Origin of the sequence: Burkholderia sp. MSMB1498, from assembly GCF_001526245.1 — a bacterium.
Lineage (GTDB): Bacteria > Pseudomonadota > Gammaproteobacteria > Burkholderiales > Burkholderiaceae > Burkholderia > Burkholderia savannae.
Genome location: NZ_LOYJ01000010.1, coordinates 133,549 through 154,069, shown reverse-complemented (window position 1 = coordinate 154,069; position 20,521 = coordinate 133,549). Strand labels below are relative to the sequence as shown.

The following is a 20,521-nucleotide window of genomic DNA, read 5'->3' as shown; positions in this document are numbered from 1 at the left end:
TCGGCATCGGCATCGGCATCGGCATCGGCATCGGCATCGGCATCGGCATCGGCATCGGCATCGGCATCGGCATCGGCGACAGCGAATGGCGGCGATCGTTCGAAATTGACGGTTGCGCGTGGCGATTCGTTAGCGTCGACGGCCGGCGTCGACGGCATCGACGGCCGGTCGACTTGACGGCCGTTGAGCGTCGAGTCAGCGCGACGCGAGCCGGCCGTGTGAATCGGCGCGCGTGAAGCGACGTGTGCGAAGCGACGCGCGTGATGTGCGAAGCAGCGCGAATCGATACGCGTGAAGCGATGCGCGTCGGGCCGCTCGGAAGAAGAAACGGAGCCGGCGCGCGGGCGTCCCGCTTGCATGGAGACGACGGGCGGCGCGGCCACGGCGTCGCCCGCCGCCCGCCGCCCGCCGCCCGCCGCCCGCCGCCCGCCGCGCCCGCGGCTTACGTCATCCGGCTCTTCGCGAGCGGCGGATTCGCCGCGAAATAGCGCTTGATCCCGCGAAAGATCGCGTCGGCCATCTGGTCGCGGTACGCGTCGTCGTTCAGCCGGCGCTCTTCGTCCGGATTGCTGATGAACGCGGTTTCGACGAGGATCGACGGAATGTCGGGCGCTTTCAGCACCGCGAACCCCGCCTGCTCGACCGAGCCCTTGTGCAGCTTGTTGATGCCGCCGACTTCGCGCAGCACGTAGTTGCCGTAGCGCAGCGAATCGCGGATCTGCGCGGTCGTCGACATGTCGAAGAGCGCGCGGTTCACCGCGACGTCCTGCGTCTTGATGTTGATCCCGCCGATCAGATCCGACGAGTTCTCCTTGTTCGCGAGCCAGCGCGCGGCCGCGCTCGACGCGCCGTGATCCGACAGCGCGAACACCGACGAGCCGCGCGCGGACGGCGTCGTGAACGCGTCCGCGTGGATCGACACGAACAGATCCGCGCCGACGCGCCGCGCCTTTTGCACGCGCACGTTCAGCGGCACGAAGAAGTCGGCGTCGCGGGTCATCATCGCGCGCATGTTCGGCGCGGCGTCGATTTTCGCGCGCAGCTTCTTCGCGATGTCGAGCGCGACGTGCTTCTCGTACGTGCCGCCGCCGCCGATCGCGCCCGGGTCCTCGCCGCCGTGGCCCGGATCGATCGCGACCGTCAGCAGGCGCACGGTGCCGCGGCCGGACTTCGGCGCGGTGAACGCGTAGGTGTCGGCGTCGCCCGAATCGTCGTCGTCGTTCTTGCGCGCGATGACGGGCGGCGGCTTGACCGCGGGCCGCGACGGCGCGACGGGCGGCGGCGTTTGCGCGAGCGGCGGATTGGCGGCGGCGCCGGGCGCCGGGCGCGCCGCGTGCGCGGGCGGCGGGCCGTTCTGCGCGAAGCGCTGGAAGAATGCGTCGCTGTTGTCGGTCGCGGCGGGCGGCGCGGCGGTCGGGCCGTTGAGCGCGGCCGTCGGCGGCTGCGCCTGCTGCGCGCGCAGCGTGTCGTTCAACTGCTGCTCCTTGCGTTCCGTCTGCGCGATCAGGTCGGACAGCGGATCGGGCGCGACGGCCGGATACAGGTCGAACACGAGCCGGTACTTGTAGGTGCCGACGGGCGGCAGCGTGAACACCTGCGGCTTCACCGAGCCCTTCAGGTCGAACACCATCCGCACGACGTGCGGCTGATACTGGCCGACCCGCACCGACTGGATCTGCGGATCGTTCGGCGCGATCTTCGATACGAGGTCGCGCAGCGCCTGGTCGAGCTCGAGGCCGTTCAGGTCGACGACGAGCCGGTCCGGCCCTTGCAGCAACTGCTGCGTGTTCTGCAGCGGCTGGTCCGATTCGATCGTCACGCGCGTGTAGTCGCGCGCGGGCCACACGCGCACGCCGAGCACGGAGCTCGCGTGCGCGAGGCGCGGCAGCGCGAGCCCGAGCACGAGCGTCGACGCGCCGGCGCGCAGGATCTGCCGGCGTCGCCAGTTATGGGTCGCGGTGGCCGCCGATTCGATCGAGCGGAACGGTTTGATCAACATCTTTCGAGACATGCCTTTCCTGATGCGCTGTACGCCCGGGCGGTGAGGAGCCGGCCTTCGCCGTCCACCTCGAGCGAGAACACGAGATCCGGCACGCCGAGGAGCGCGCCCGCCCGCTGCGGCCATTCGACGATGCAGATCGCGCCGGAATTGAAATACTCGCGAAAGCCGGCGTCGGCCCATTCGGCCGGATCGCTAAAACGGTACAGATCGAAGTGATAGACCTCGAGTTCCCCATCGGAACGCGCGAGTGCGTACGGCTCGACGAGCGTGTAGGTGGGGCTCTTCACGCGGCCGGCGTGGCCGAGGCCGCGCAGCATCGCGCGCACGAGCGTCGTCTTGCCCGCGCCGAGATCGCCGTGCAGCTGGATCTGGAGGCCGTCGAACGCGTGCGCGGCGGCGCGCGCTTCGCGCATCGCGTCGAGCGCGTGCGCGAGGCGTTCGCCGAACGCGATCGTCGCCGCTTCGTCGGCGAGCGCGAGCGTGCGCTCGGCGAGCGGAGCGGGCAGGGTGGGCGCGGCATGCGCGTGGCTAGGCTGCTCGGGCATTCTCGTAAAATAGAGCGATGAACCGAATTCTGGAACTCGCAGTCGCAGATGCGCGCCCCTCGCACGACGGGCGCGCCGCGCCGTCTCGCCTCGACGATGCGAAGCTCGCCGAGCTCGCGTCGCGCATCAAGGCGTGGGGGCGCGAATTGGGTTTCGGGGCGATCGGCATCAGCGATACCGATCTCTCGGATGCCGAAGCAGGGCTCGCCGCCTGGCTGGAAGCCGGATGCCACGGCGAGATGGATTATATGGCCAAACATGGGATGAAACGCGCGCGGCCGGCCGAACTTGTGGCCGGCACGCGACGCGTGATCTCCGCGCGGCTCGCCTATCTGCCCGCCGCGACGCTCGGCGACGCGTCCGGCTCCGCAGGCGCTCGGCGCGACTGGCGCGCGCGCGAGGCGGCGCGCATCGCCGATCCGCAGGCGGCCGTCGTGTCCGTTTACGCGCGCGGCCGCGACTATCACAAGGTGCTGCGCAACCGGCTGCAGACGCTCGCCGAGCGGATCGAGGCCGAGATCGGCGCGTTCGGCCATCGCGTGTTCACCGATTCGGCGCCCGTGCTCGAAGTCGAGCTCGCGCAGAAGGCGGGCGTCGGCTGGCGCGGCAAGCACACGCTGCTGTTGCAGCGCGACGCGGGCTCGTTCTTCTTCCTCGGCGAGATCTACGTGGACGTGCCGCTGCCGACCGATGCGCAGACTGCGCCCGACCTCGCGCCCGAGACGCCGGGCGCGCACTGCGGCAGTTGCACGCGCTGCATCGGCGCGTGCCCGACCGGCGCGATCGTCGCGCCGTACCGCGTCGACGCGCGGCGCTGCATCTCCTATCTGACGATCGAATTGCACGGCAGCATCCCCGAGCCGCTGCGCCCGCTCATCGGCAATCGCGTGTACGGGTGCGACGACTGTCAGCTCGTGTGCCCGTGGAACAAGTTCGCGCAGGCTGCGCCCGTTGCCGATTTCGACGTGCGGCACGGGCTCGATCGCGCATCGCTCGTCGAGCTGTTCGGATGGACTGCCGAGCAATTCGACGAACGCATGCAGGGCAGCGCGATTCGCCGGATCGGCTATGAGCGCTGGCAGCGCAATCTCGCGGTGGGCCTCGGCAATGCGTTGCGCGCGGCGCCCGGCAGCGTCGAGCCTGCCGCGCGCGCGGCGATCGTCGCGGCGCTGCGCGCGCGCTCGGGCGACCCGTCGGTGTCCGCGCTCGTGCGCGAGCACGTCGACTGGGCGCTGCGCGCCGCGTGAAGGCGGCGTAAAGTGACGGTTTGGCGGGCGGCCGGCGCGTCGTGCGTGCGCGCCCCTTTCTGGAGACAACGATGTTCAACGCGGTAATCGATGCGCCGTTCGGCAAGATGGGCATTCGCACCGATGCGTCGGTCGTGCGCGAGATCGTCTATTTGCCCGAATCGATGAAGAGCGTTGCGCCGGACACGACGCTCGCGAAACGGGCCGTGCGCCAGATCGAGCGTTATTTCGAGCGCGCGTCGGCCGGTTTCGACCTGCCGCTCGCGGAAGTCGGCACGCCGTTCCAGCATCGCGTGTGGAGCGCGATCGGCGCGATTGCGCCCGGCGTCGTACTGACCTACGGGCAGCTCGCGAAGCAGATCGGCAGCGCGCCGCGCGCGGTCGGCCAGGCATGCGGGGCGAATTATTTTCCGCTCGTGATCCCGTGTCACCGCGTTGTCGCGTCGGGCGGGATCGGCGGCTTCGCGAACCGCGACGACGAAGGCTACTACCTCAAGGTCAAGCGCTGGCTGCTCGCGCATGAGGGCGTGCGGTACTGATGGCGCGCGCAGCACGGGTTCCCGAGGCCGACATGGCGGCCGCCGATGCCGAGCGCGCGCTTGCGCCGTCGGCGGACCGTCCGTCCGGCGAACTGGCCGCGTCGCCCGCGTGGGTCGACAGCCGAGCGTCGATCGATCTGTTCTGCGATGCGATGTGGCTCGAGCACGGGCTGTCGCGCAACACGCTCGATGCGTACCGGCGCGATCTGCAGCTCTTCGCGCAGTGGCTGGCCGCGCGGCACGCGGTGAGCGTCGATCATGCGAGCGAGCCGATGCTGACGGGCTACATCGCGGCGCGCAGCGACGGCAAGGCGACGTCGTCGAATCGCCGGTTGTCGGTGTTTCGGCGCTACTACGGCTGGGCGGTGCGCGAGCATCGCGCGACTGTCGATCCGACGCTCAGGATCGCGTCGGCGAAGCAGGCGCCGCGTTTTCCGTCGACGCTGTCCGAGGCGCAAGTCGAGGCGCTGCTCGCCGCGCCGGACGTCGACACGCCGCTCGGCTTGCGCGACCGCACGATGCTCGAGCTGATGTACGCGAGCGGGCTGCGCGTGAGCGAGCTCGTCACGCTGAAGACGGTCGAGGTCGGCTTGAACGAGGGCGTCGTGCGCGTGACGGGCAAGGGCTCGAAAGAGCGGCTCGTGCCGTTCGGCGAAGTCGCGCACGGCTGGATCGAGCGCTATCTGCGCGACGCGCGGCCCGCGCTGCTCGGCGCGCGCGCGGCCGATGCGCTGTTCGTGACCGCGCGCGGCGACGGCATGACGCGCCAGCAGTTCTGGAACATCATCAAGCGCCACGCGCAGCAGGCGGAAGTTCGCGCGCATCTGTCGCCGCACACGCTGCGGCACGCGTTCGCGACGCATCTGCTGAACCACGGCGCGGACCTGCGGGTTGTGCAACTGCTGCTCGGCCATAGCGACATCTCGACGACGCAGATCTACACGCACGTCGCGCGCGAGCGGTTGAAGACGCTGCATGCGGCGCATCATCCGCGCGGATGAGGCTTGCACGGTGCGGTTGCGAGGGCGGTGGGCGTTCGCATCGGATACATCCGATGTGTCCGATGAGTTCGATGAGTTCGATGAGTTCGATGAGTTCGATGAGTCCGATGTATCAGACGCATCGAGGCGCGCATCGCGTGCGAATTTGGCGTTTCGCAGCCGCGGGATATCCGATGGCTCGCGGGCCGCACGCGCCGGCCGCCGGTGCGGCGCGCGGGCCGCGTTTCGTCAAAGCATCTCGCGCAGCCGGTGCTTGAGCACCTTGCCCGTCGACGCGGCCGGCAGCGCGGCGAGCGTGCGAATTCGCGCGGGGCGCTTGTACGGCGCGAGGCGCGTCGCGCACCAGTCTTTCAGATCGTCCTCGGTCGCGGCCGCGTTCGGCGCGAGCTCGACGAACGCGATCACTTCCTCGTTGCCTTCGATCGCGCGCCCGATCACGGCCGACTGGACGACGTCCGGATGCGCGTTCAGCGCCTGCTCCACTTCGGCGGGATAGACGTTGAAGCCCGAACGAATGATGAGCTCCTTGCTGCGGCCGGCGATCGTCACGGCGCCGTCGTCGCCCGCGTGTGCGAGGTCGCCCGTCTTCAGCCAGCCGTCCGCCGTGACGGCCGCGCGCGTGCCTTCCGGATCGCGGTAGTAGCCGAGCATCACGTTCGGCCCGCGCACCCACAGCTCGCCGACTTCGCCCGGCGCGACGTCGGCGCCGCACGTCGTGCAGAGGCGCACGGCGACGCCCGGGATCGGCACGCCGACCGAGCAATCGGCGCGCGGCGCGTCGATCGGCGTTTGCGTGATCGTCGGGCTGCTTTCGGTCATTCCGTAGCCGTTGTGAAGCGGCAGGCCGTAGACACGTTCGACGCGCGCCTTCAGATCGGCGTCGAGCGGCGAGCCGCCCGAGTAGATGAAGCGCAGATGCGGCGCGCGCCACGCGTGCCCGTGCGTGCGCAGATGCTCGAGCAGCTTTGCGTGCATCGCGGGCACACCCTGAAAAATCGTGACGCACTCGTCGACGAGCGCGCGGCGCAATGCCTGCGGTGAGAAGCGAGGCGCGAGCCTGAGCGTCGCGCCCGCATAGAGGCTGCCGAGGCATACCGACGCGAGCCCGTAGACGTGCGACACGGGCAGCACCGCGTAGACGACGTCGGTCGGCGCGACGCGCCGCTGTGTGCTCGACACGGCCGCGACGAACAGCAGGTTGCGGTGCGACAGCATCACGCCCTTCGGCGCGCCGGTCGTGCCGGTCGTGTAGATGAGCGCCGCGCACTGGTGCGCGGCGTCGGTTTCGACCGGCTCCGCGCGCGCGTTCGCATCGATCGTGTACGACCACGCGCCGATGTCGGGCGTGACCGGCGCGGCCGGCTGCGCGCCGCTGCGTTCGGCGTGCGCGCTTGCATCGGGCAACGTGCCGGTGACGAACGCGATCAGGCGCGGTCGCGCGTGTGCGGCGATCCCTTCCAGCTCGGCTGCCGCGAGGCGCGCGTTCGATGTGATCGCCCATGCGTCGAGCCTTGTCGCGGCGAGCAGCAGCACGATCTGCGCGACGCTGTTCTCCGCGACGATCATCACGCGGTCGCCGGCTTGCACGCCGAGCGCGCGCAGCCGGTCGGCCGCGGCGTCGATCGCGCGCGCAAGCTGCGCGTACGTGAGCGCGCGCGCGTCCTCGATCAGCGCGACGTGATCGGGCGCGTGTTCGGCGATGCGCGCGGGCAGCGCCGCAATTCGCGGCGGCAGGGCGGCGAGCAGCGCGTCGACGTCGATCGTCGGGCCGGCGGTGAATTGGGTCGTCATGGTATCTCCGGTTGATCGGCGCGAGCGCGGTGCCGCGCAGTTGCCGACCGTGTGGCGACGATCGTGCCATGCGTCCGTCGCGCGGACAATCTGCCATTCGGACAATAGTCCCGCGCGCCGCCTGCAATTAAAATGCGCACATGAGCAAATCCAAACACGTTTCCGAAACGCCCGCGACGCAGTTCCTGCGCCGACACGGCGTCGCGTTCGACGAGCACGTCTACGAGTACGTCGAACACGGCGGCACGTCCGAGTCGGCGCGCCAACTGGGCGTCGACGAGCACGCTGTCGTCAAGACGCTCGTGATGGAGGACGAGCACGCGAAGCCGCTCGTCATCCTGATGCACGGCGATCGCACGGTGTCGACGAAGAATCTCGCGCGGCAGATCGGCGCGAAGCGCGTCGAACCGTGCAAGCCGGAAGTCGCGAACCGGCATTCGGGCTACCTCGTCGGCGGCACGTCGCCGTTCGGCACGAAGAAGGCGATGCCCGTCTACGTCGAATCGTCGATTCTCGAGTTGCCGTCGATCTACCTGAACGGCGGCCGCCGCGGCTATCTCGTGAGCGTTGCGCCCGTGGTGCTGACGACGCTGCTGAACGCGCGGCCCGTGCAATGCGCGAGCGTCGACTGAGGGTTTCACCCGCGTGGCGCGCCGCGCCGCTTCGGTAGAATGAGCGCCGCCGCGGCTTCGCGATCGAGGCCGTCCAATCCATCCATACGTTGAAACAAGAGTCCTTCGCATGCAGATCCTGCTCGCTACCGTCGCCGCCTATCTGATCGGATCGGTGTCGTTCGCCGTCGTCGTCAGCGCCGCGATGGGGCTCGCCGACCCACGCTCGTACGGCTCGAAAAACCCCGGCGCGACCAACGTGCTGCGCAGCGGCAACAAGGGGGCCGCGATCCTCACGCTCGTCGGCGATGCGTTCAAGGGCTGGCTCGCAGTCTGGCTCGTCAGGCGCTTGGGCATCGGCGGCGAGATCGGCGTCGCGCTTTCGGCGATCGCCGTGTTTCTCGGCCACCTGTACCCGGTGTTCTTCCGCTTCCAGGGCGGCAAGGGCGTCGCGACCGCGGCAGGCGTGCTGCTCGCCGTGCATCCGGTGCTCGGCCTCGCGACCGCGCTGACCTGGCTCATCGTCGCGTTCTTCTTCCGCTATTCGTCGCTCGCGGCGCTTGTCGCCGCGGTGTTCGCGCCGGTTTTCGACGTGTTCCTGTTCGGCACGCGCAACAATCCGGTGGCTTGGGCGGTGCTCGCGATGAGCGCGCTGCTGATCTGGCGGCATCGCTCGAACATCTCGAAGCTCCTCGCCGGCGAGGAAAGCCGGATCGGGCAGAAGAAGACGGGCGCGTGAGTCGCGCCAATCCGGCCCGTGCGCTGGGATGAGGCACGCGGCGCGTGCCGGCGCCCGACCCATCGGGCCGAACGCGATCGGCGCCGTCACGGCGGCGCTGCGATGGCGGCCCGTGCGTTTCGGATTCGGACGTCGACTGCGTTCGCGAACGATCGATGCCACAGCTCGCGCAAGCGGCGTGCGAATGCGTATGAATGCGTGCGAATGCGCGCGGGACCGAACGACACGCGTGGCGCGCTCGCGCATTCGTCGCTGCTGCGATGCGGATCGCTCGACGGCATCGAATGTCGAACGCGAATGCCGAAACGCATATGACGGAAGGGCTTGCGCGGCGCCGGCGACTGATTGCCCGGCGAACGTGGCATGCGGTCGATTCGGCCCGGTCATCCTGCCGTTCGTCACGCCGCGAGCGACGCGGCGGTCGTTGTGGCGTCATGCTGCGTCGTGCGGCGTCGTGCGGCGAGACGAGCGGCACGACGATCTCTTGGATGCCCGATCCCGTCACGGTCAGCGCCCGCCGAATCGAAGCCGTCCTCCGCGATATGGCCGGCGAGTTACACGATCGGCGAGTTAGACGACCGGCGAGCCGCACGACGAGCGAGCCCCGCAACCGCCGAGCCCCACGACCGCCGACTTCCGCGGCCAACATCCTTCCGCCTTCAGTCGCGGAAATTGTTGAAATCGAGCGGCGTATCGGCCACTTCCTTGCGCAGCAGCGCGATCACGCTTTGCAGATCGTCGCGCTTCGCGCCGGACACGCGCACCGCGTCGCCCTGGATGCTCGCCTGCACCTTGATCTTGCTGTCCTTCACGATGCGCACGACTTTCTTCGCGAGGTCGCCCGACACGCCTTTCTTGATCGTCGCGACCTGCTTCACCTTGTCGCCGCCGATTTTCTCGATCTTGCCGTATTCGAGGAAGCGCACGTCGACGTTGCGCTTCGCCATCTTGCCGATGAGCACGTCCTTGACCTGGCCGAGCTTGAAGTCGTCGTCGGCGTAGAGCGTGAGCTCGCGCTCCTTCTGCTCGACGCGCGCGTCGGAGCCCTTGAAATCGAAGCGGGTCGAAATTTCCTTGTTCGACTGCTCGACTGCGTTTTTCACTTCGATCATGTTCGCTTCGGAAACGACGTCGAACGATGGCATGGCATTCTCCTGTAGGGTGTGCCGCGCGCGGCCTGCGCGCGGGCACTCGCTATAATTGCGGACTGACCGCCATTTTACCGGCGCCCCTAGATTTGCCCAAGGCCGCGGATTTGACCGTGTGCCGGCGCAACCGCGAATGCCGATGTCCCGTCCCGATTCCTCCGTTCAGTTGATTCCCGATTTTCCGCTGCGCGCGCACAACACGTTCGGCTTCGACGTGCGCGCGCGCCTTGCCGCGCGGATCGGCTCGCCCGCGCAGTTCGCTTCGCTCGCGCGCGATCCGCGCGTCGCGGGGCTCGACGTGCTCGTGCTCGGCGGCGGCAGTAATGTCGTGTTCACGGGCGACTTCGACGGCCTCGTGCTGCTCGACGAGATTCGCGGCCGCGCGCTCGTGCGCGAAGACGAAGGCGCGTGGTTCGTCGAGGCGGGCGGCGGCGAGAACTGGCATGCGTTCGTCGAATGGACGCTCGCCGAAGGGATGCCCGGGCTCGAGAATCTCGCGCTGATTCCGGGCACGGTGGGCGCCGCGCCGATTCAGAACATCGGTGCGTACGGGATCGAGATGAAGGAACATTTCGCGTCGCTGCGCGCGGTCGAGCTCGCAACGGGCGAGATCGTCGAATTCGACGCGCAGCGCTGCGCGTTCGGCTATCGCGACAGTTTTTTCAAGCGGGAAGGGCGCGGCCGTTTCGCGATCGTGTCGGTGACGTTCCGGCTGCCGAAGGCGTGGACGCCGCGGCTCGGCTACGCGGACGTCGCGCGCGAGCTCGCCGCGCGCGGGATCGACGCGAGCCGCGCGAGCGCGCGCGACGTGTTCGACGCGGTCGTCGCGATCCGCCGCGCGAAGCTGCCCGATCCGCTCGAGCTCGGCAACGCGGGCAGCTTCTTCAAGAATCCGGTGATCGACGCGCAGGCGTTCGTCGCGCTGCGCGCGAGCGAGCCGGACGTCGTGTCGTATCCGCAGCCCGACGGTCGAGTGAAGCTCGCGGCCGGCTGGCTCATCGACCGTTGCGGATGGAAGGGGCGCTCGCTCGGCGCGGCGGCCGTTCACGAGCGGCAGGCGCTCGTGCTCGTCAATCGCGGCGGCGCGTCGGGCGCCGACGTGCTCGCGCTCGCGCACGCGATTCGGCGCGACGTGCTCGAGCGCTTCGGCGTCGAGCTGGAGGCGGAACCCGTGTGCCTGTAGTAGGCGGCTTGGCCGCGCGCACATCGACCATAAAAAAACCTCGCTGATTCACGGCGAGGTTTCTGGTCACGCCGAAGGAGCGCGCCGGCGCCGCGATCCGCGGGCGCCGCGCTCGCGCGCCGAGCGGCAACGCGCGGCCGCCGCAGGCGCGCGTCAGTGGTTCAAGCGTCCGAGCAGCAGGAACTCCATCAGCGCCTTCTGCACGTGCAGGCGGTTTTCCGCCTCGTCCCACACGACGCTCTGCGGGCCGTCGATCACGCCCGCCGTCACTTCCTCGCCGCGGTGCGCGGGCAGGCAGTGCATGAAGAGCGCGTCGGGACTCGCGTGCGACATCATTTCCTCGTCGACGCACCAATCCGCGAACGCCTGCTTGCGCGCCTCGTTTTCCGCTTCGAAGCCCATGCTCGTCCAGACGTCGGTCGTGACGAGATCCGCGCCCCTGCACGCTTCGTTCGGATCGTCGAACACCTGGTAGAACGGCGCGCTTTCCGGGTCGACGAGCTTCGCGTCGAGCGCATAGCCGGGCGGCGTCGACAGCCGCAGCTTGAAGTCGAGGATGCGCGCGGCCTGAATCCACGTGTACAGCATGTTGTTCGCGTCGCCGACCCATGCGACCGTCTTGCCGCGGATCGGCCCGCGGTGCTCGTAATACGTGAAGATGTCGGCGAGCACCTGGCACGGGTGGTACTCGTTCGTCAGGCCATTGATCACCGGCACGCGCGAATTCTCGGCGAAGCGCTGGATGATGTCCTGCTCGAACGTGCGGATCATGATGATGTCGACCATCCGCGAGATCACCTGCGCCGAATCCTCGACGGGCTCGCCGCGGCCGAGCTGCGTATCGCGCGTGCTCATGAACACGGCGTGGCCGCCGAGCTGGAAGATCCCGGCTTCGAACGACAGGCGCGTGCGCGTCGAGCTCTTCTCGAAGATCATCGCGAGCGTGCGGTCGTGCAGCGGGTGATAGGTCTCGTAGTTCTTGAATTTGCGCTTCAGGATACCCGTGCGTTCGAGCACGTACTCGTAGTCTTCCAGCGAGAAATCCTTGAACTGCAGGTAGTGACGAATGGTTTTGGCGGTCATGAAACGAAACGCGGCGGACTCACCCGGCGGCCGATGCGCCGGACGGCGCCGCCGTCGGATGTGATAACTCGAAGCAGCATAAAGGATTTTTTACGCTTTGACGAGCCGCGCGCCCGCGCCGCCCGGCGCGCGGGACGGCTTGCTGCCGGCTTGCGGCGCGCGCGCGACACGACGCGCGATGGCGCGCTGCGGTATAATTTCGAAGTTTTCTCAAGCCCGGCGGGCAAGATTCATGCTTGGTCTGCCGGACACAATCGACCAAGGCGGCGGCTTGCCTGCGCGCGATGCGCCGCAAGCCGGAACGCACGTTCAGGCGGGCTCGTCGCGAGCCGCCGCGAAACCGCTTCCATTGTGTTCGAAGTGTCCAGGCGAAGCTTCGCCGGTGCACTGCTGGGCCGTCACTTGGGTACCCTCATGGCTGAAACTCTCCCGACCGAATATTTCATTCAGGGCATCACGAAAGATGGGAAGAAGTTTCGGCCGAGCGACTGGTCCGAACGTCTCGCCGGCGTGATGTCGTGCTACGGTCCGGGGGCGAGCGGGCCCAATGCCCGCCTTCAATATTCGCGCTATGTGCGCCCGACGCTGCTCGGTGACCTCAAGTGCGTGATCGTCGATTCCCGGCTGCGCGACATCGAGCCGATGGCGTTTGATTTCGTGATGAATTTCGCGAAGGACAACAACCTCGTCGTTACCGAGGCGTGCGAACTGCCCGATTACAGCAAGGCGCAGAAGTAAGCAATGCGCCGGCGCTCCGGCGGCGGGGCTCGGCGATCGCGTGGCGGTGGCGCCGCGGCAATCGCGCGCGACGGCCGCGGTTGGCGGAACATCGAGCGAAGTCGAAAGGCGCAGCGCGAAATCCAGCAAAAAAAGCCCGCGCGAAGCGGGCTTTTTCGTCGATCGCAGAGGAAACAGGGCGCCCGCCTCGCGGGCGCGCCGGATTTACTGCGCGGCTTGCGCCTGCAGGCCCTTGACGGCTGCGGCGAGGCGGCTCTTGCTGCGAGCGGCCTTGTTCTTGTGAACGATCTTCTTGTCGGCGATCGTGTCGATCGTCTTCGTGGCGGCCTTGAACAGCTCGGCGGCCTTTGCCTGATCGCCGGCGTCGATCGCCTTGCGGACTGCCTTGATCGCGGTACGGAATTTCGAGCGCAGCGCCGAGTTGTGCGAGTTTGCCTTCGCAGCCTGGCGGGCGCGCTTGCGTGCTTGTGCGGAGTTAGCCATGACGGTTCCTTATCCTGTCCTGTTTCCAGAGCTTGGAGCCTGACGGCCAAGCGCTGCTTTTCGATCCGACTCCCGGAAGCGATTGTCCGGGAGCGCAAAAAAACGTCGGTTTTAACCGAGGCCGGCCGACACGCTTGACCGCGAAACGCCGCTCGCGCGACGCACGCAATGCGTATGACAGGCTCAGAAACCGGCAATTATAACAACAAAATCAAGCGAGTGGCAAGCGCAAGCCGCACCTGCCGGATCGCCCGCGCCGGGTCGTCCGCCTTTTCCTCGGACGTACCGGCCGCCGCCGCCCGAGGTCCGTATAATAAGCGCCCCATGAATCTATTCCGAGCCCTGCTGACGGTCAGCGGCTTCACGCTGCTGTCGCGCGTGACCGGACTGGCCCGCGAGACGCTGATCGCCCGTGCGTTCGGCGCCAGTCAATTCACCGACGCATTCTACGTTGCGTTCCGCATTCCGAACCTGTTGCGCCGGCTGTCCGCCGAGGGCGCGTTCTCGCAAGCGTTCGTGCCGATTCTCGCCGAGTTCAAGAATCAAAAAGGGCACGATGCGACGAAGGCGCTCGTCGACGCGATGTCGACCGTGCTCGCGTGGGCGCTCGCGTTCCTGTCGCTCGCCGGCGTCGCCGGTGCGTCGTGGGTCGTGTTCGCTGTCGCGTCGGGCCTGCGCACGGACGGGCAGGCGTTCCCGCTCGCCGTCACGATGACGCAGATCATGTTCCCGTACATCGTGTTCATCTCGCTCACGACGCTCGCGTCGGGCGTGCTCAACACGTACAAGAGCTTTTCGCTGCCCGCGTTCGCGCCCGTGCTGCTGAACGTCGCGTTCATCGTCGCGGCGGTGTTCGTCGCGCCGCATCTGAAGGTGCCCGTCTACGCGCTCGCGTGGGCGGTGATCGCCGGCGGCGTGCTGCAGTTCGCGGTGCAACTGCCGGGGCTGAAGAAGATCGACATGGTGCCCGCGATCGGCGTCAATCCGAGGCGCGCGCTCGCGCATCCGGGCGTGAAGCGCGTGCTCGCGAAGATGGTGCCCGCGACGTTCGCGGTGTCGGTCGCGCAGTTGTCGCTCATCATCAATACGAACATCGCGTCGCGGCTCGGGCAGGGCGCCGTGTCGTGGATCAACTACGCGGACCGGCTGATGGAGTTCCCGACCGCGCTGTTGGGCGTCGCGCTCGGCACGATCCTGCTGCCAAGCCTGTCGAAGGCGCACGTCGACGCCGATTCGGCCGAGTATTCCGCGCTCCTCGACTGGGGGCTGCGGGTCACGTTCCTGCTGGCGGCGCCGAGCGCGCTCGCGCTGTTCTTCTTCGCCGAGCCGCTGACGGCGACGCTCTTCAACTACGGCAAGTTCGACGCGCACACGGTCACGATGGTCGCGCGCGCGCTCGCAACGTACGGGATCGGCCTCGTCGGCATCATCCTCATCAAGATTCTCGCGCCCGGCTTCTACGCGAAGCAGGACATCAAGACGCCCGTGAAGATCGCGGTCGGCGTGCTCATCGTCACGCAGTTGTCGAACTACGTGTTCGTGCCGATCATCGGCCACGCGGGGCTCACGCTCAGCATCGGCGTGGGCGCGTGCCTGAATTCGCTCCTTCTGTTCATCGGGCTGCGCCGCCGCGGCATCTATCAGCCGTCGCCCGGCTGGCTGCGCTTCTTCGCGCAGCTCGCGGGGGCGTCGCTCGTGCTCGCGGGCGTGATGCACTGGCTCGCGATCAATTTCGACTGGACGGCGATGCGCGCGATGCCGCTCGAGCGGATCGCGCTGATGGCCGCCTGCCTCGTTCTGTTCGCTGCACTATATTTCGGTATGTTGTGGCTGATGGGTTTCAAATACGCGTACTTCAGACGGCGCGCCAAGTAACGGACCCCAATGACTCGCGTTCTCGACTATTTCAGTGCGCTCGTCGCGGAAGACGACGGCCTGCCGCTCACCGAGGCGGCGCTGTCGCTCGCGCTGGACGCCTATCCCGACGCGGATCTGCAGGGCGTCCTCGCGGAGCTCGACGCGCTCGCGGTGCGGCTCGTCAGGCGGCTGCCGGACGGCGCCGGCGCGAGCGACAAGCTCGCGCTCCTGAACGACTTCTTCTTCCGCGAGCTCGGCTTCGCGTGCAACCACAACGACTACTACGATCCGGACAACAGCTACCTGAACATGGTGCTCAAGCGCCGTCGCGGGATTCCGATCTCGCTCGCGGTGCTGTATCTGGAGCTCGCCGAGCAGGTTGGGGTGCCCGCGCGCGGCGTGTCGTTTCCCGGGCATTTCCTGCTGCGCATCGCGCTGCCGGACGGCGATGCGATCCTCGATCCGACGACGGGACGCTCGTTGTCGGAGACGGAGCTCGTCGAGATGCTCGAACCGTACGTCGCGCGCGCCGACGGCGGCGCGACGAGCATGCTGCGCGCGCTGCTGCAGCCGGCCACGGATCGCGAGATCGTCGCGCGGATGCTGAACAACCTGAAGGCCGTCTATCTGCAGACGGAACGCTGGCAGCGGCTGCTCGGCGTGCAGGAGCGGCTCGTGATCCTGCTGCCCGGGCAGCTCGACGAAGTGCGCGACCGCGGCTTCGCGTACGCGCGGCTCGACTATCTGCGCCCGGCGCTCGAGGATCTGGAGACGTATCTCGGCGAGCGGCCCGATGCGGCCGACGCGACGGTCGTCGAAGCGCAATTGAGCGAATTGCGGCAGCGGATGCAGCGCGACGACGACGATTGAGCGGCGAGCCGGCTGGGCAGCGGCCCGATGCCGGTGCGCGACGCCGGTGATCGGAGCGGCGCGACCGACGATGCGATGGAAGGATCGTCGCTCGCACCGCGCCTGCTTCGATGTCGCGTTCGAATCCGACGATTGACGTGATGACGACGTGACGACATGACGACATGACGACGCCCGCGGATGCCGACGCATCCAGCGGGCGTTTTTTTTTCGTGCCCGACGACGCGCCGCTCATGCGGCGCAGCCGGTGCCGAGCGCATGCGCGCGGCCGCATTACTTCGGTTGCATCCGGATCGCGCCGTCGAGGCGGATCACCTCTCCGTTGAGCATCGGGTTCTCGACGATCTGCTTGACGAGCATCGCGTACTCGGCCGGCTTGCCGAGGCGCGGCGGGAACGGCACCATCGCGCCGAGCGCGTCCTGCACTTCCTTCGGCATGCCGAGCAGCATCGGCGTTTCGAAGATGCCGGGTGCGATCGTCATCACGCGGATCGCGTTGCGCGACAGGTCGCGCGCGACGGGAAGCGTCATGCCCGCGACGCCCGCCTTCGACGCCGCGTACGCGGCCTGGCCGATCTGGCCGTCGAACGCCGCGACCGACGCGGTGCTGACGATCACGCCGCGCTCGCCCGTTTGCGTCGGCGCGTTCGCGGCCATTGCGGCGGCCGCGACGCGAATCATGTTGAACGTGCCGATCAGGTTCACGGTGATCGTTTTCGCGAACAGGTCGAGCGGGTGCGGGCCGTCCTTGCCGACCGTCTTCGCCGCGGGCGCGATGCCCGCGCAATTGACGAGCCCGCGCAGCGTGCCGAGCTTCGTCGCGGCGGCGACGGCCGCCTGCGCGTCTTCCTCGCGGGCGACGTCGCACTTGACGAACACGCCGCCCAGCTCGCGCGCGAGCGCTTCGCCCGCTTCCTGATTGAGGTCGGCGAGCACCACCTTGCCGCCCGCCTCGGTCAACAGGCGCGCGGTGCCCGCGCCGAGCCCCGATGCGCCGCCCGTGATCAGGAAGACGTTGTCGCGAATCTCCATGTTTGCTCCTTCTCCTTGGATTGGTACGAATGCCGATCGAATGTCGTGACGCGCCGTGCGCCGTGCGACGATTGTACGGGCGAGCGCCGAAGCCCGGCGCGAAGCGAACGACCGGACGAAAAAAAACCGCCCGGGGAGGGCGGTTTTCCGTTCGGCGTCGCGCGCCGCGTGCGCGGGGCGCGATTACTTCAGTGCGTCGAACACGCGCGTGCGGATTTCGTCGACGCCGCCGAGGCCGGAGATCTTCCGGTACGCCGGCGCTTTCAGGCCGTTCTCCTCGCCGCGCTTCGCCCAGTCGCCGTAGTACGTGATGAGCGGCTTCGTCTGCGCTTCGTACACGTCGAGACGCTTCTTCACCGTCTCTTCCTTGTCGTCGTCGCGCTGGATCAGGGGCTCGCCCGTCACGTCGTCCTTGCCTTCGACCTTCGGCGGGTTGAACGTCACGTGGTACGTGCGGCCCGACGCCGGGTGCGTGCGGCGGCCGCTCATCCGTTCGATGATTTCGGAGAACGGCACGTCGATCTCGAGCACGTAGTCGATCGCGACGCCCGCTTCCTTCATCGCGTCGGCCTGCGCGATCGTGCGCGGGAAACCGTCGAACAGATAGCCGTTCGCGCAGTCCGCTTGCGTGAGGCGCTCCTTGACGAGGCCGATGATCAGCGAATCCGGCACGAGCTTGCCTTCGTCCATGTACGTCTTCGCTTCGACGCCGAGCGGCGTGCCGGCCTTCACGGCGGCGCGCAGCATGTCGCCCGTCGAGATTTGCGGGATGCCGAACTTTTCCTTGATGAAGTTTGCCTGGGTGCCCTTTCCCGCGCCGGGCGCGCCCAACAGGATCAAACGCATGGTGATATCTCCGGTATGTGAATGCTTTGGCGCGAGACGCTACGGGACCCGCGGCGCGGCTCGGCGGTTCTGTCGCAAGCGCGGTCGACCGGTCTAACTGCGGCGCGTCGGTGGCGACGCGTGGCGGCCGGCGAATGACGGGCTTGGAGCGAATCTCGGTGAGCGGCGCGGGCGGATCGCTCGCACAATCGTTCGATTATGCCATGGGTTATTTGGCGCGAGACCGAAAAAGGGCCTGCACGCGTTCGAGATCGGCCGGCGTGTCGATGCCGGCCTCGGGCGCGTGCTCGGTGACGAGCACCGCGATGCGCTCGCCGTGCCACATCGCGCGCAACTGCTCGAGCTGCTCGGCCGCCTCGATCGGCGCCTGCGCGAGCGTCGGATACGTGCGCAAAAAGCGCGCGCGATACGCGTAGAGGCCGATGTGCCGATAGACGGGGCACGTCGGCGCGGGCATCGCCGCGACGTTCGGCCAGTGCGGCAGGTACGCGTCGCGCGACCACGGAATCGGCGCGCGCGAGAAGTACAGCGCGACGCCGTTCGCGTCGAGCACGACCTTCACGTAGTTCGGATTGAACACGTCCTGCGCTTCGTGCAGCGGGTGCGCGGCCGTCGCGATCGCGCACGACGGATGCGCGGCGAGGTGCGACGCTACGTCGCGCACGAGCTGCGGATCGATCAATGGTTCGTCGCCTTGGACGTTGACGACGATCGTGTCGTCGCCGAAGCCGAGCTTGGCGGCGACTTCGGCGAGGCGGTCGGTGCCGGACGGATGGTCGGCGCGCGTGAGCACCGCGTCGAAGCCGTGTTCGCGCACCGCGTCGAGGACGTTTTGCGCGTCGGACGCGACGAGCACTTGCTGCGCGCCCGCCTCGCGCGCGCGTTCGGCGACGCGCACGACCATGGGCTTGCCGCCGAGATCGGCGAGCGGCTTGTTCGGCAGGCGGGTCGACGCGAGGCGGGCGGGAACGACGGCGACGAAAGGGAGCGAGGAGGTCATCGGACGTGCGCGAAGCGGCAAAGGGTTCGAAAAGTGCGCCCGCGTGGCTTGGCGGGCGGCGGAGTCGGGGCGGGCGGTGCTTCGGCGCCCGCGCGCGGGTGAGGCGGCAACGGCGCGCGCGACGCGAGGCGCGCGGCGCGGCGTTGCCTTCAGCGGCCCTGCGCCGGGCCAGCCGGCTCGACCGGCGTGCCTTCGACCGTCTGGCGCGCTTCGTCGACGAGCATCACCGGGATGCCGTCGCGGATCGGGTACGCGAGCTTGTCGGCGTTGCAGACGAGCTCCTGCGCGCCGCGGTCGTAGTGGAGCGAGCCCTTGCAAATGGGGCATACAAGGATTTCAAGCAGGCGTGCGTCCACGGAGTTTCTCCACAACGAGAGCGATAAGGCGGGGGTCGAGCGCGGCTTCGACCGGGACGACCCAGATTCGAGCGTCGCGCCACGAAGTCCCCAATTTTACTGCATCCTTCTCGGTGATCAGGATCGCGTCGAAATGATCGTCGACGAACGGGTTGCGGGCGAACGCGTAGTGGTCGGGCAGCGCGCGCGTCGCGGGCGCGACGCCCGCCGCGCGCAGCGTCGCGAAGAAGCGCTCGGGCGCGCCGATGCCGGCCGCCGCGAGCACGCGCTCGCCCGCGAACTGCGCGAGCGGCTTGCGGCGCGACGGCTCGTCGAGATGCCACGCGTCGCCGGGCGCGAGCGAGAGCGCGAACGTGTCGGGCCACGGCGGTAGCGCGCGGCTGTACGGATCGTTGACGAGCGTCGCGTCGCGACGGCGCGACAGCGGCTCGCGCAGCGGGCCGGCGGGCAGCAGGAAGCCGTTGCCGCCCAGGCGGTGATCGAACACGACGATCTCGACTGCGCGAGCGAGCCGGTAATGCTGCAGGCCGTCGTCGCTCACGACGACGTCGACGTCCGGATGCGCGGCCGTGAGCGCGCGCACGGCCGCGACGCGGTCCGGGCACACCCACACGGGCGCGAGCGTGCGGCGCGCGATCAGGAGCGGCTCGTCGCCCGCCTGTTGCGGCGGCGACGCGGGCGTGACCGCGGTGGGCGCGGCGATCTTCGCGCCATAGCCGCGCGACACGACGCCCGGCGTGAAGCCCGCGGCGCGCAACGCGTCGACGAGCGCGATCACGGTCGGCGTCTTGCCGGTGCCGCCGACCGTCACGTTGCCGACGACGACGACGGGCACGCCGCAGTCGATCCGCTCCTTCCAGCCGCGCGCGTAGGCGGCGCGGCGCAGCGCGGCGATCGCGCCGAATGCGCATGCGAAGGGCGCGAGCGCCCATGCGAGCGCGCCGCGGCGCTGCCACTCGCGGGTCAGGCGCGCTTCGGCGCGCGCGAGGAGTCGCGGCTGCGCGCTCATGGCGCGAGGCGCGAGGCGCCGCGCGGCGCGGCAGAGGACGGATTCGTCAACACGTTTCTCCGGAAGGCGGCCGGCGGCCGCGCGGTCTGCGAAAGGCGGCACTCTAGCGCGCCCGGCGCGCGGCCGGCAAGTCGCGCGGGTGCGGCGTGCGGCCCGCGCCGCGCCGTCGCGCGCTGGAACGGGCTGTGGATAACTCTGTGAAAAACTTGGCGCCCGGCTGTCCGGCAGGGCCGCGCGGCGGGCTTTCAATCGGCGGGATGCGTGCGAGGGATGCCGAAAAACTCATTGAAATCAAGTGCTTGCTTGAAATCATCAGGGGTTTCGGGGCGATTGTTACGACGCCGTCCCTGTTTCGATGCCCGTGTGGACACTTGAGCGGCCCCGCACGCGCGGCTTGCCGTGCGCGCCGAGGCAGTCTATCGTTGGGCCGCCTGAAATCAT

21 protein-coding genes are annotated in these 20,521 nt (G+C 68.5%); 9 read left to right on the top strand and 12 right to left on the bottom strand.

What is annotated here, in order from left to right; translation table 11 throughout:
- The 3 genes from WS91_RS35405 to tsaE all read right to left on the bottom strand — a co-directional run.
- On the bottom strand, positions 1 to 383 hold a 383-nt coding region (locus WS91_RS35405), incomplete at its 3' end, for a hypothetical protein (RefSeq protein WP_197422200.1).
- A 59-nt stretch (positions 384 to 442) separates the two neighbouring features.
- The gene (locus WS91_RS02670; RefSeq protein WP_059581412.1) at positions 443 to 1,999 is read right to left on the bottom strand and encodes an N-acetylmuramoyl-L-alanine amidase; all 1,557 of its coding nucleotides are present in this window, start codon (positions 1,997 to 1,999) and stop codon (positions 443 to 445) included.
- Entirely contained in the window at positions 1,993 to 2,547 is a 555-nt protein-coding gene (tsaE, locus tag WS91_RS02665) for a tRNA (adenosine(37)-N6)-threonylcarbamoyltransferase complex ATPase subunit type 1 TsaE (protein ID WP_038752136.1), read from the bottom strand. Before tsaE ends, WS91_RS02670 begins: the two co-directional genes overlap by 7 nt.
- A 17-nt stretch (positions 2,548 to 2,564) precedes the next feature.
- Here tsaE and queG point away from each other — a divergent pair, with 17 nt between their 5' ends.
- The 3 genes from queG to xerD all read left to right on the top strand — a co-directional run bounded on the left by queG (position 2,565) and on the right by xerD (position 5,334).
- Positions 2,565 to 3,794 carry a tRNA epoxyqueuosine(34) reductase QueG gene (gene queG, locus WS91_RS02660; RefSeq protein ID WP_059669685.1) on the top strand — a complete coding sequence of 410 codons (1,230 nt, stop codon included), beginning with the start codon at positions 2,565 to 2,567 and terminating at the stop codon, positions 3,792 to 3,794.
- Positions 3,795 to 3,865: 71 nt separating this feature from the next.
- Positions 3,866 to 4,333, top strand: a complete 468-nt coding sequence (locus tag WS91_RS02655; protein ID WP_059669684.1) for a methylated-DNA--[protein]-cysteine S-methyltransferase — start codon at positions 3,866 to 3,868, stop codon at positions 4,331 to 4,333.
- A gap of 32 nt (positions 4,334 to 4,365) precedes the next feature.
- Positions 4,366 to 5,334, top strand: coding sequence for a site-specific tyrosine recombinase XerD (xerD, locus tag WS91_RS02650; RefSeq protein ID WP_082717346.1), 969 nt, complete (start codon positions 4,366 to 4,368; stop codon positions 5,332 to 5,334).
- A gap of 228 nt (positions 5,335 to 5,562) precedes the next feature.
- Here xerD and WS91_RS02645 read toward each other — a convergent pair whose 3' ends face one another.
- A complete protein-coding gene (locus WS91_RS02645; protein WP_059669683.1) occupies positions 5,563 to 7,125 on the bottom strand; it encodes a class I adenylate-forming enzyme family protein in 1,563 nt (520 codons plus the stop codon).
- A gap of 140 nt (positions 7,126 to 7,265) precedes the next feature.
- Between WS91_RS02645 and ybaK the strand changes: the two genes are divergently transcribed.
- Entirely contained in the window at positions 7,266 to 7,757 is a 492-nt protein-coding gene (ybaK, locus tag WS91_RS02640; protein ID WP_038752123.1) for a Cys-tRNA(Pro) deacylase, read from the top strand.
- 109 nt (positions 7,758 to 7,866) lie between these two features.
- Positions 7,867 to 8,475 (top strand): glycerol-3-phosphate 1-O-acyltransferase PlsY, encoded by a 609-nt coding sequence (plsY, locus tag WS91_RS02635; RefSeq protein ID WP_059669682.1) that lies wholly within the window; start codon positions 7,867 to 7,869, stop codon positions 8,473 to 8,475.
- A 659-nt stretch (positions 8,476 to 9,134) separates the two neighbouring features.
- Here plsY and WS91_RS02625 read toward each other — a convergent pair.
- Positions 9,135 to 9,620 (bottom strand): YajQ family cyclic di-GMP-binding protein, encoded by a 486-nt coding sequence (locus tag WS91_RS02625; protein ID WP_038752114.1) that lies wholly within the window; start codon positions 9,618 to 9,620, stop codon positions 9,135 to 9,137.
- Between the two features lie 136 nt (positions 9,621 to 9,756).
- Between WS91_RS02625 and murB the strand changes: the two genes are divergently transcribed.
- Positions 9,757 to 10,806, top strand: coding sequence for a UDP-N-acetylmuramate dehydrogenase (gene murB, locus WS91_RS02620; protein ID WP_059669680.1), 1,050 nt, complete (start codon positions 9,757 to 9,759; stop codon positions 10,804 to 10,806).
- A 153-nt stretch (positions 10,807 to 10,959) separates the two neighbouring features.
- Here the strand turns inward: murB and argF are convergent, their stop codons facing one another.
- A complete protein-coding gene (argF, locus tag WS91_RS02615; RefSeq protein WP_059581445.1) occupies positions 10,960 to 11,889 on the bottom strand; it encodes an ornithine carbamoyltransferase in 930 nt (309 codons plus the stop codon).
- A 414-nt stretch (positions 11,890 to 12,303) separates the two neighbouring features.
- Here argF and WS91_RS02610 point away from each other — a divergent pair, with 414 nt between their 5' ends.
- Entirely contained in the window at positions 12,304 to 12,627 is a 324-nt protein-coding gene (locus tag WS91_RS02610) for a DUF3579 domain-containing protein (protein WP_038752104.1), read from the top strand.
- A 204-nt stretch (positions 12,628 to 12,831) separates the two neighbouring features.
- On the opposite strand, the gene rpsT is transcribed toward WS91_RS02610, so the two are convergent.
- Complete coding sequence (gene rpsT / locus WS91_RS02605; protein ID WP_038752101.1) at positions 12,832 to 13,110, bottom strand: 30S ribosomal protein S20; 279 nt, start codon at positions 13,108 to 13,110, stop codon at positions 12,832 to 12,834.
- A gap of 168 nt (positions 13,111 to 13,278) precedes the next feature.
- Between rpsT and murJ the strand changes: the two genes are divergently transcribed.
- Positions 13,279 to 14,985, top strand: a complete 1,707-nt coding sequence (murJ, locus tag WS91_RS02600; RefSeq protein ID WP_326929492.1) for a murein biosynthesis integral membrane protein MurJ — start codon at positions 13,279 to 13,281, stop codon at positions 14,983 to 14,985.
- A gap of 9 nt (positions 14,986 to 14,994) precedes the next feature.
- Positions 14,995 to 15,837, top strand: coding sequence for a SirB1 family protein (locus WS91_RS02595; RefSeq protein ID WP_038752096.1), 843 nt, complete (start codon positions 14,995 to 14,997; stop codon positions 15,835 to 15,837).
- Between the two features lie 273 nt (positions 15,838 to 16,110).
- On the opposite strand, the gene WS91_RS02590 is transcribed toward WS91_RS02595, so the two are convergent.
- The 5 genes from WS91_RS02590 to lpxK form a co-directional block, all read right to left on the bottom strand.
- Positions 16,111 to 16,869, bottom strand: coding sequence for an SDR family NAD(P)-dependent oxidoreductase (locus tag WS91_RS02590; RefSeq protein ID WP_059669679.1), 759 nt, complete (start codon positions 16,867 to 16,869; stop codon positions 16,111 to 16,113).
- 183 nt (positions 16,870 to 17,052) lie between these two features.
- Positions 17,053 to 17,715, bottom strand: coding sequence for an adenylate kinase (gene adk, locus WS91_RS02585; RefSeq protein WP_038752090.1), 663 nt, complete (start codon positions 17,713 to 17,715; stop codon positions 17,053 to 17,055).
- Positions 17,716 to 17,923: 208 nt separating this feature from the next.
- On the bottom strand, positions 17,924 to 18,715 hold the full coding sequence (kdsB, locus tag WS91_RS02580; protein ID WP_059581452.1) for a 3-deoxy-manno-octulosonate cytidylyltransferase: 792 nt from the start codon (positions 18,713 to 18,715) through the stop codon (positions 17,924 to 17,926).
- 149 nt (positions 18,716 to 18,864) lie between these two features.
- A complete protein-coding gene (locus WS91_RS02575) occupies positions 18,865 to 19,071 on the bottom strand; it encodes a Trm112 family protein (RefSeq protein WP_059581455.1) in 207 nt (68 codons plus the stop codon).
- Entirely contained in the window at positions 19,052 to 20,080 is a 1,029-nt protein-coding gene (lpxK, locus tag WS91_RS02570) for a tetraacyldisaccharide 4'-kinase (RefSeq protein ID WP_038752083.1), read from the bottom strand. Before lpxK ends, WS91_RS02575 begins: the two co-directional genes overlap by 20 nt.
- Between the last annotated feature and the right edge of the window lie 441 nt (positions 20,081 to 20,521).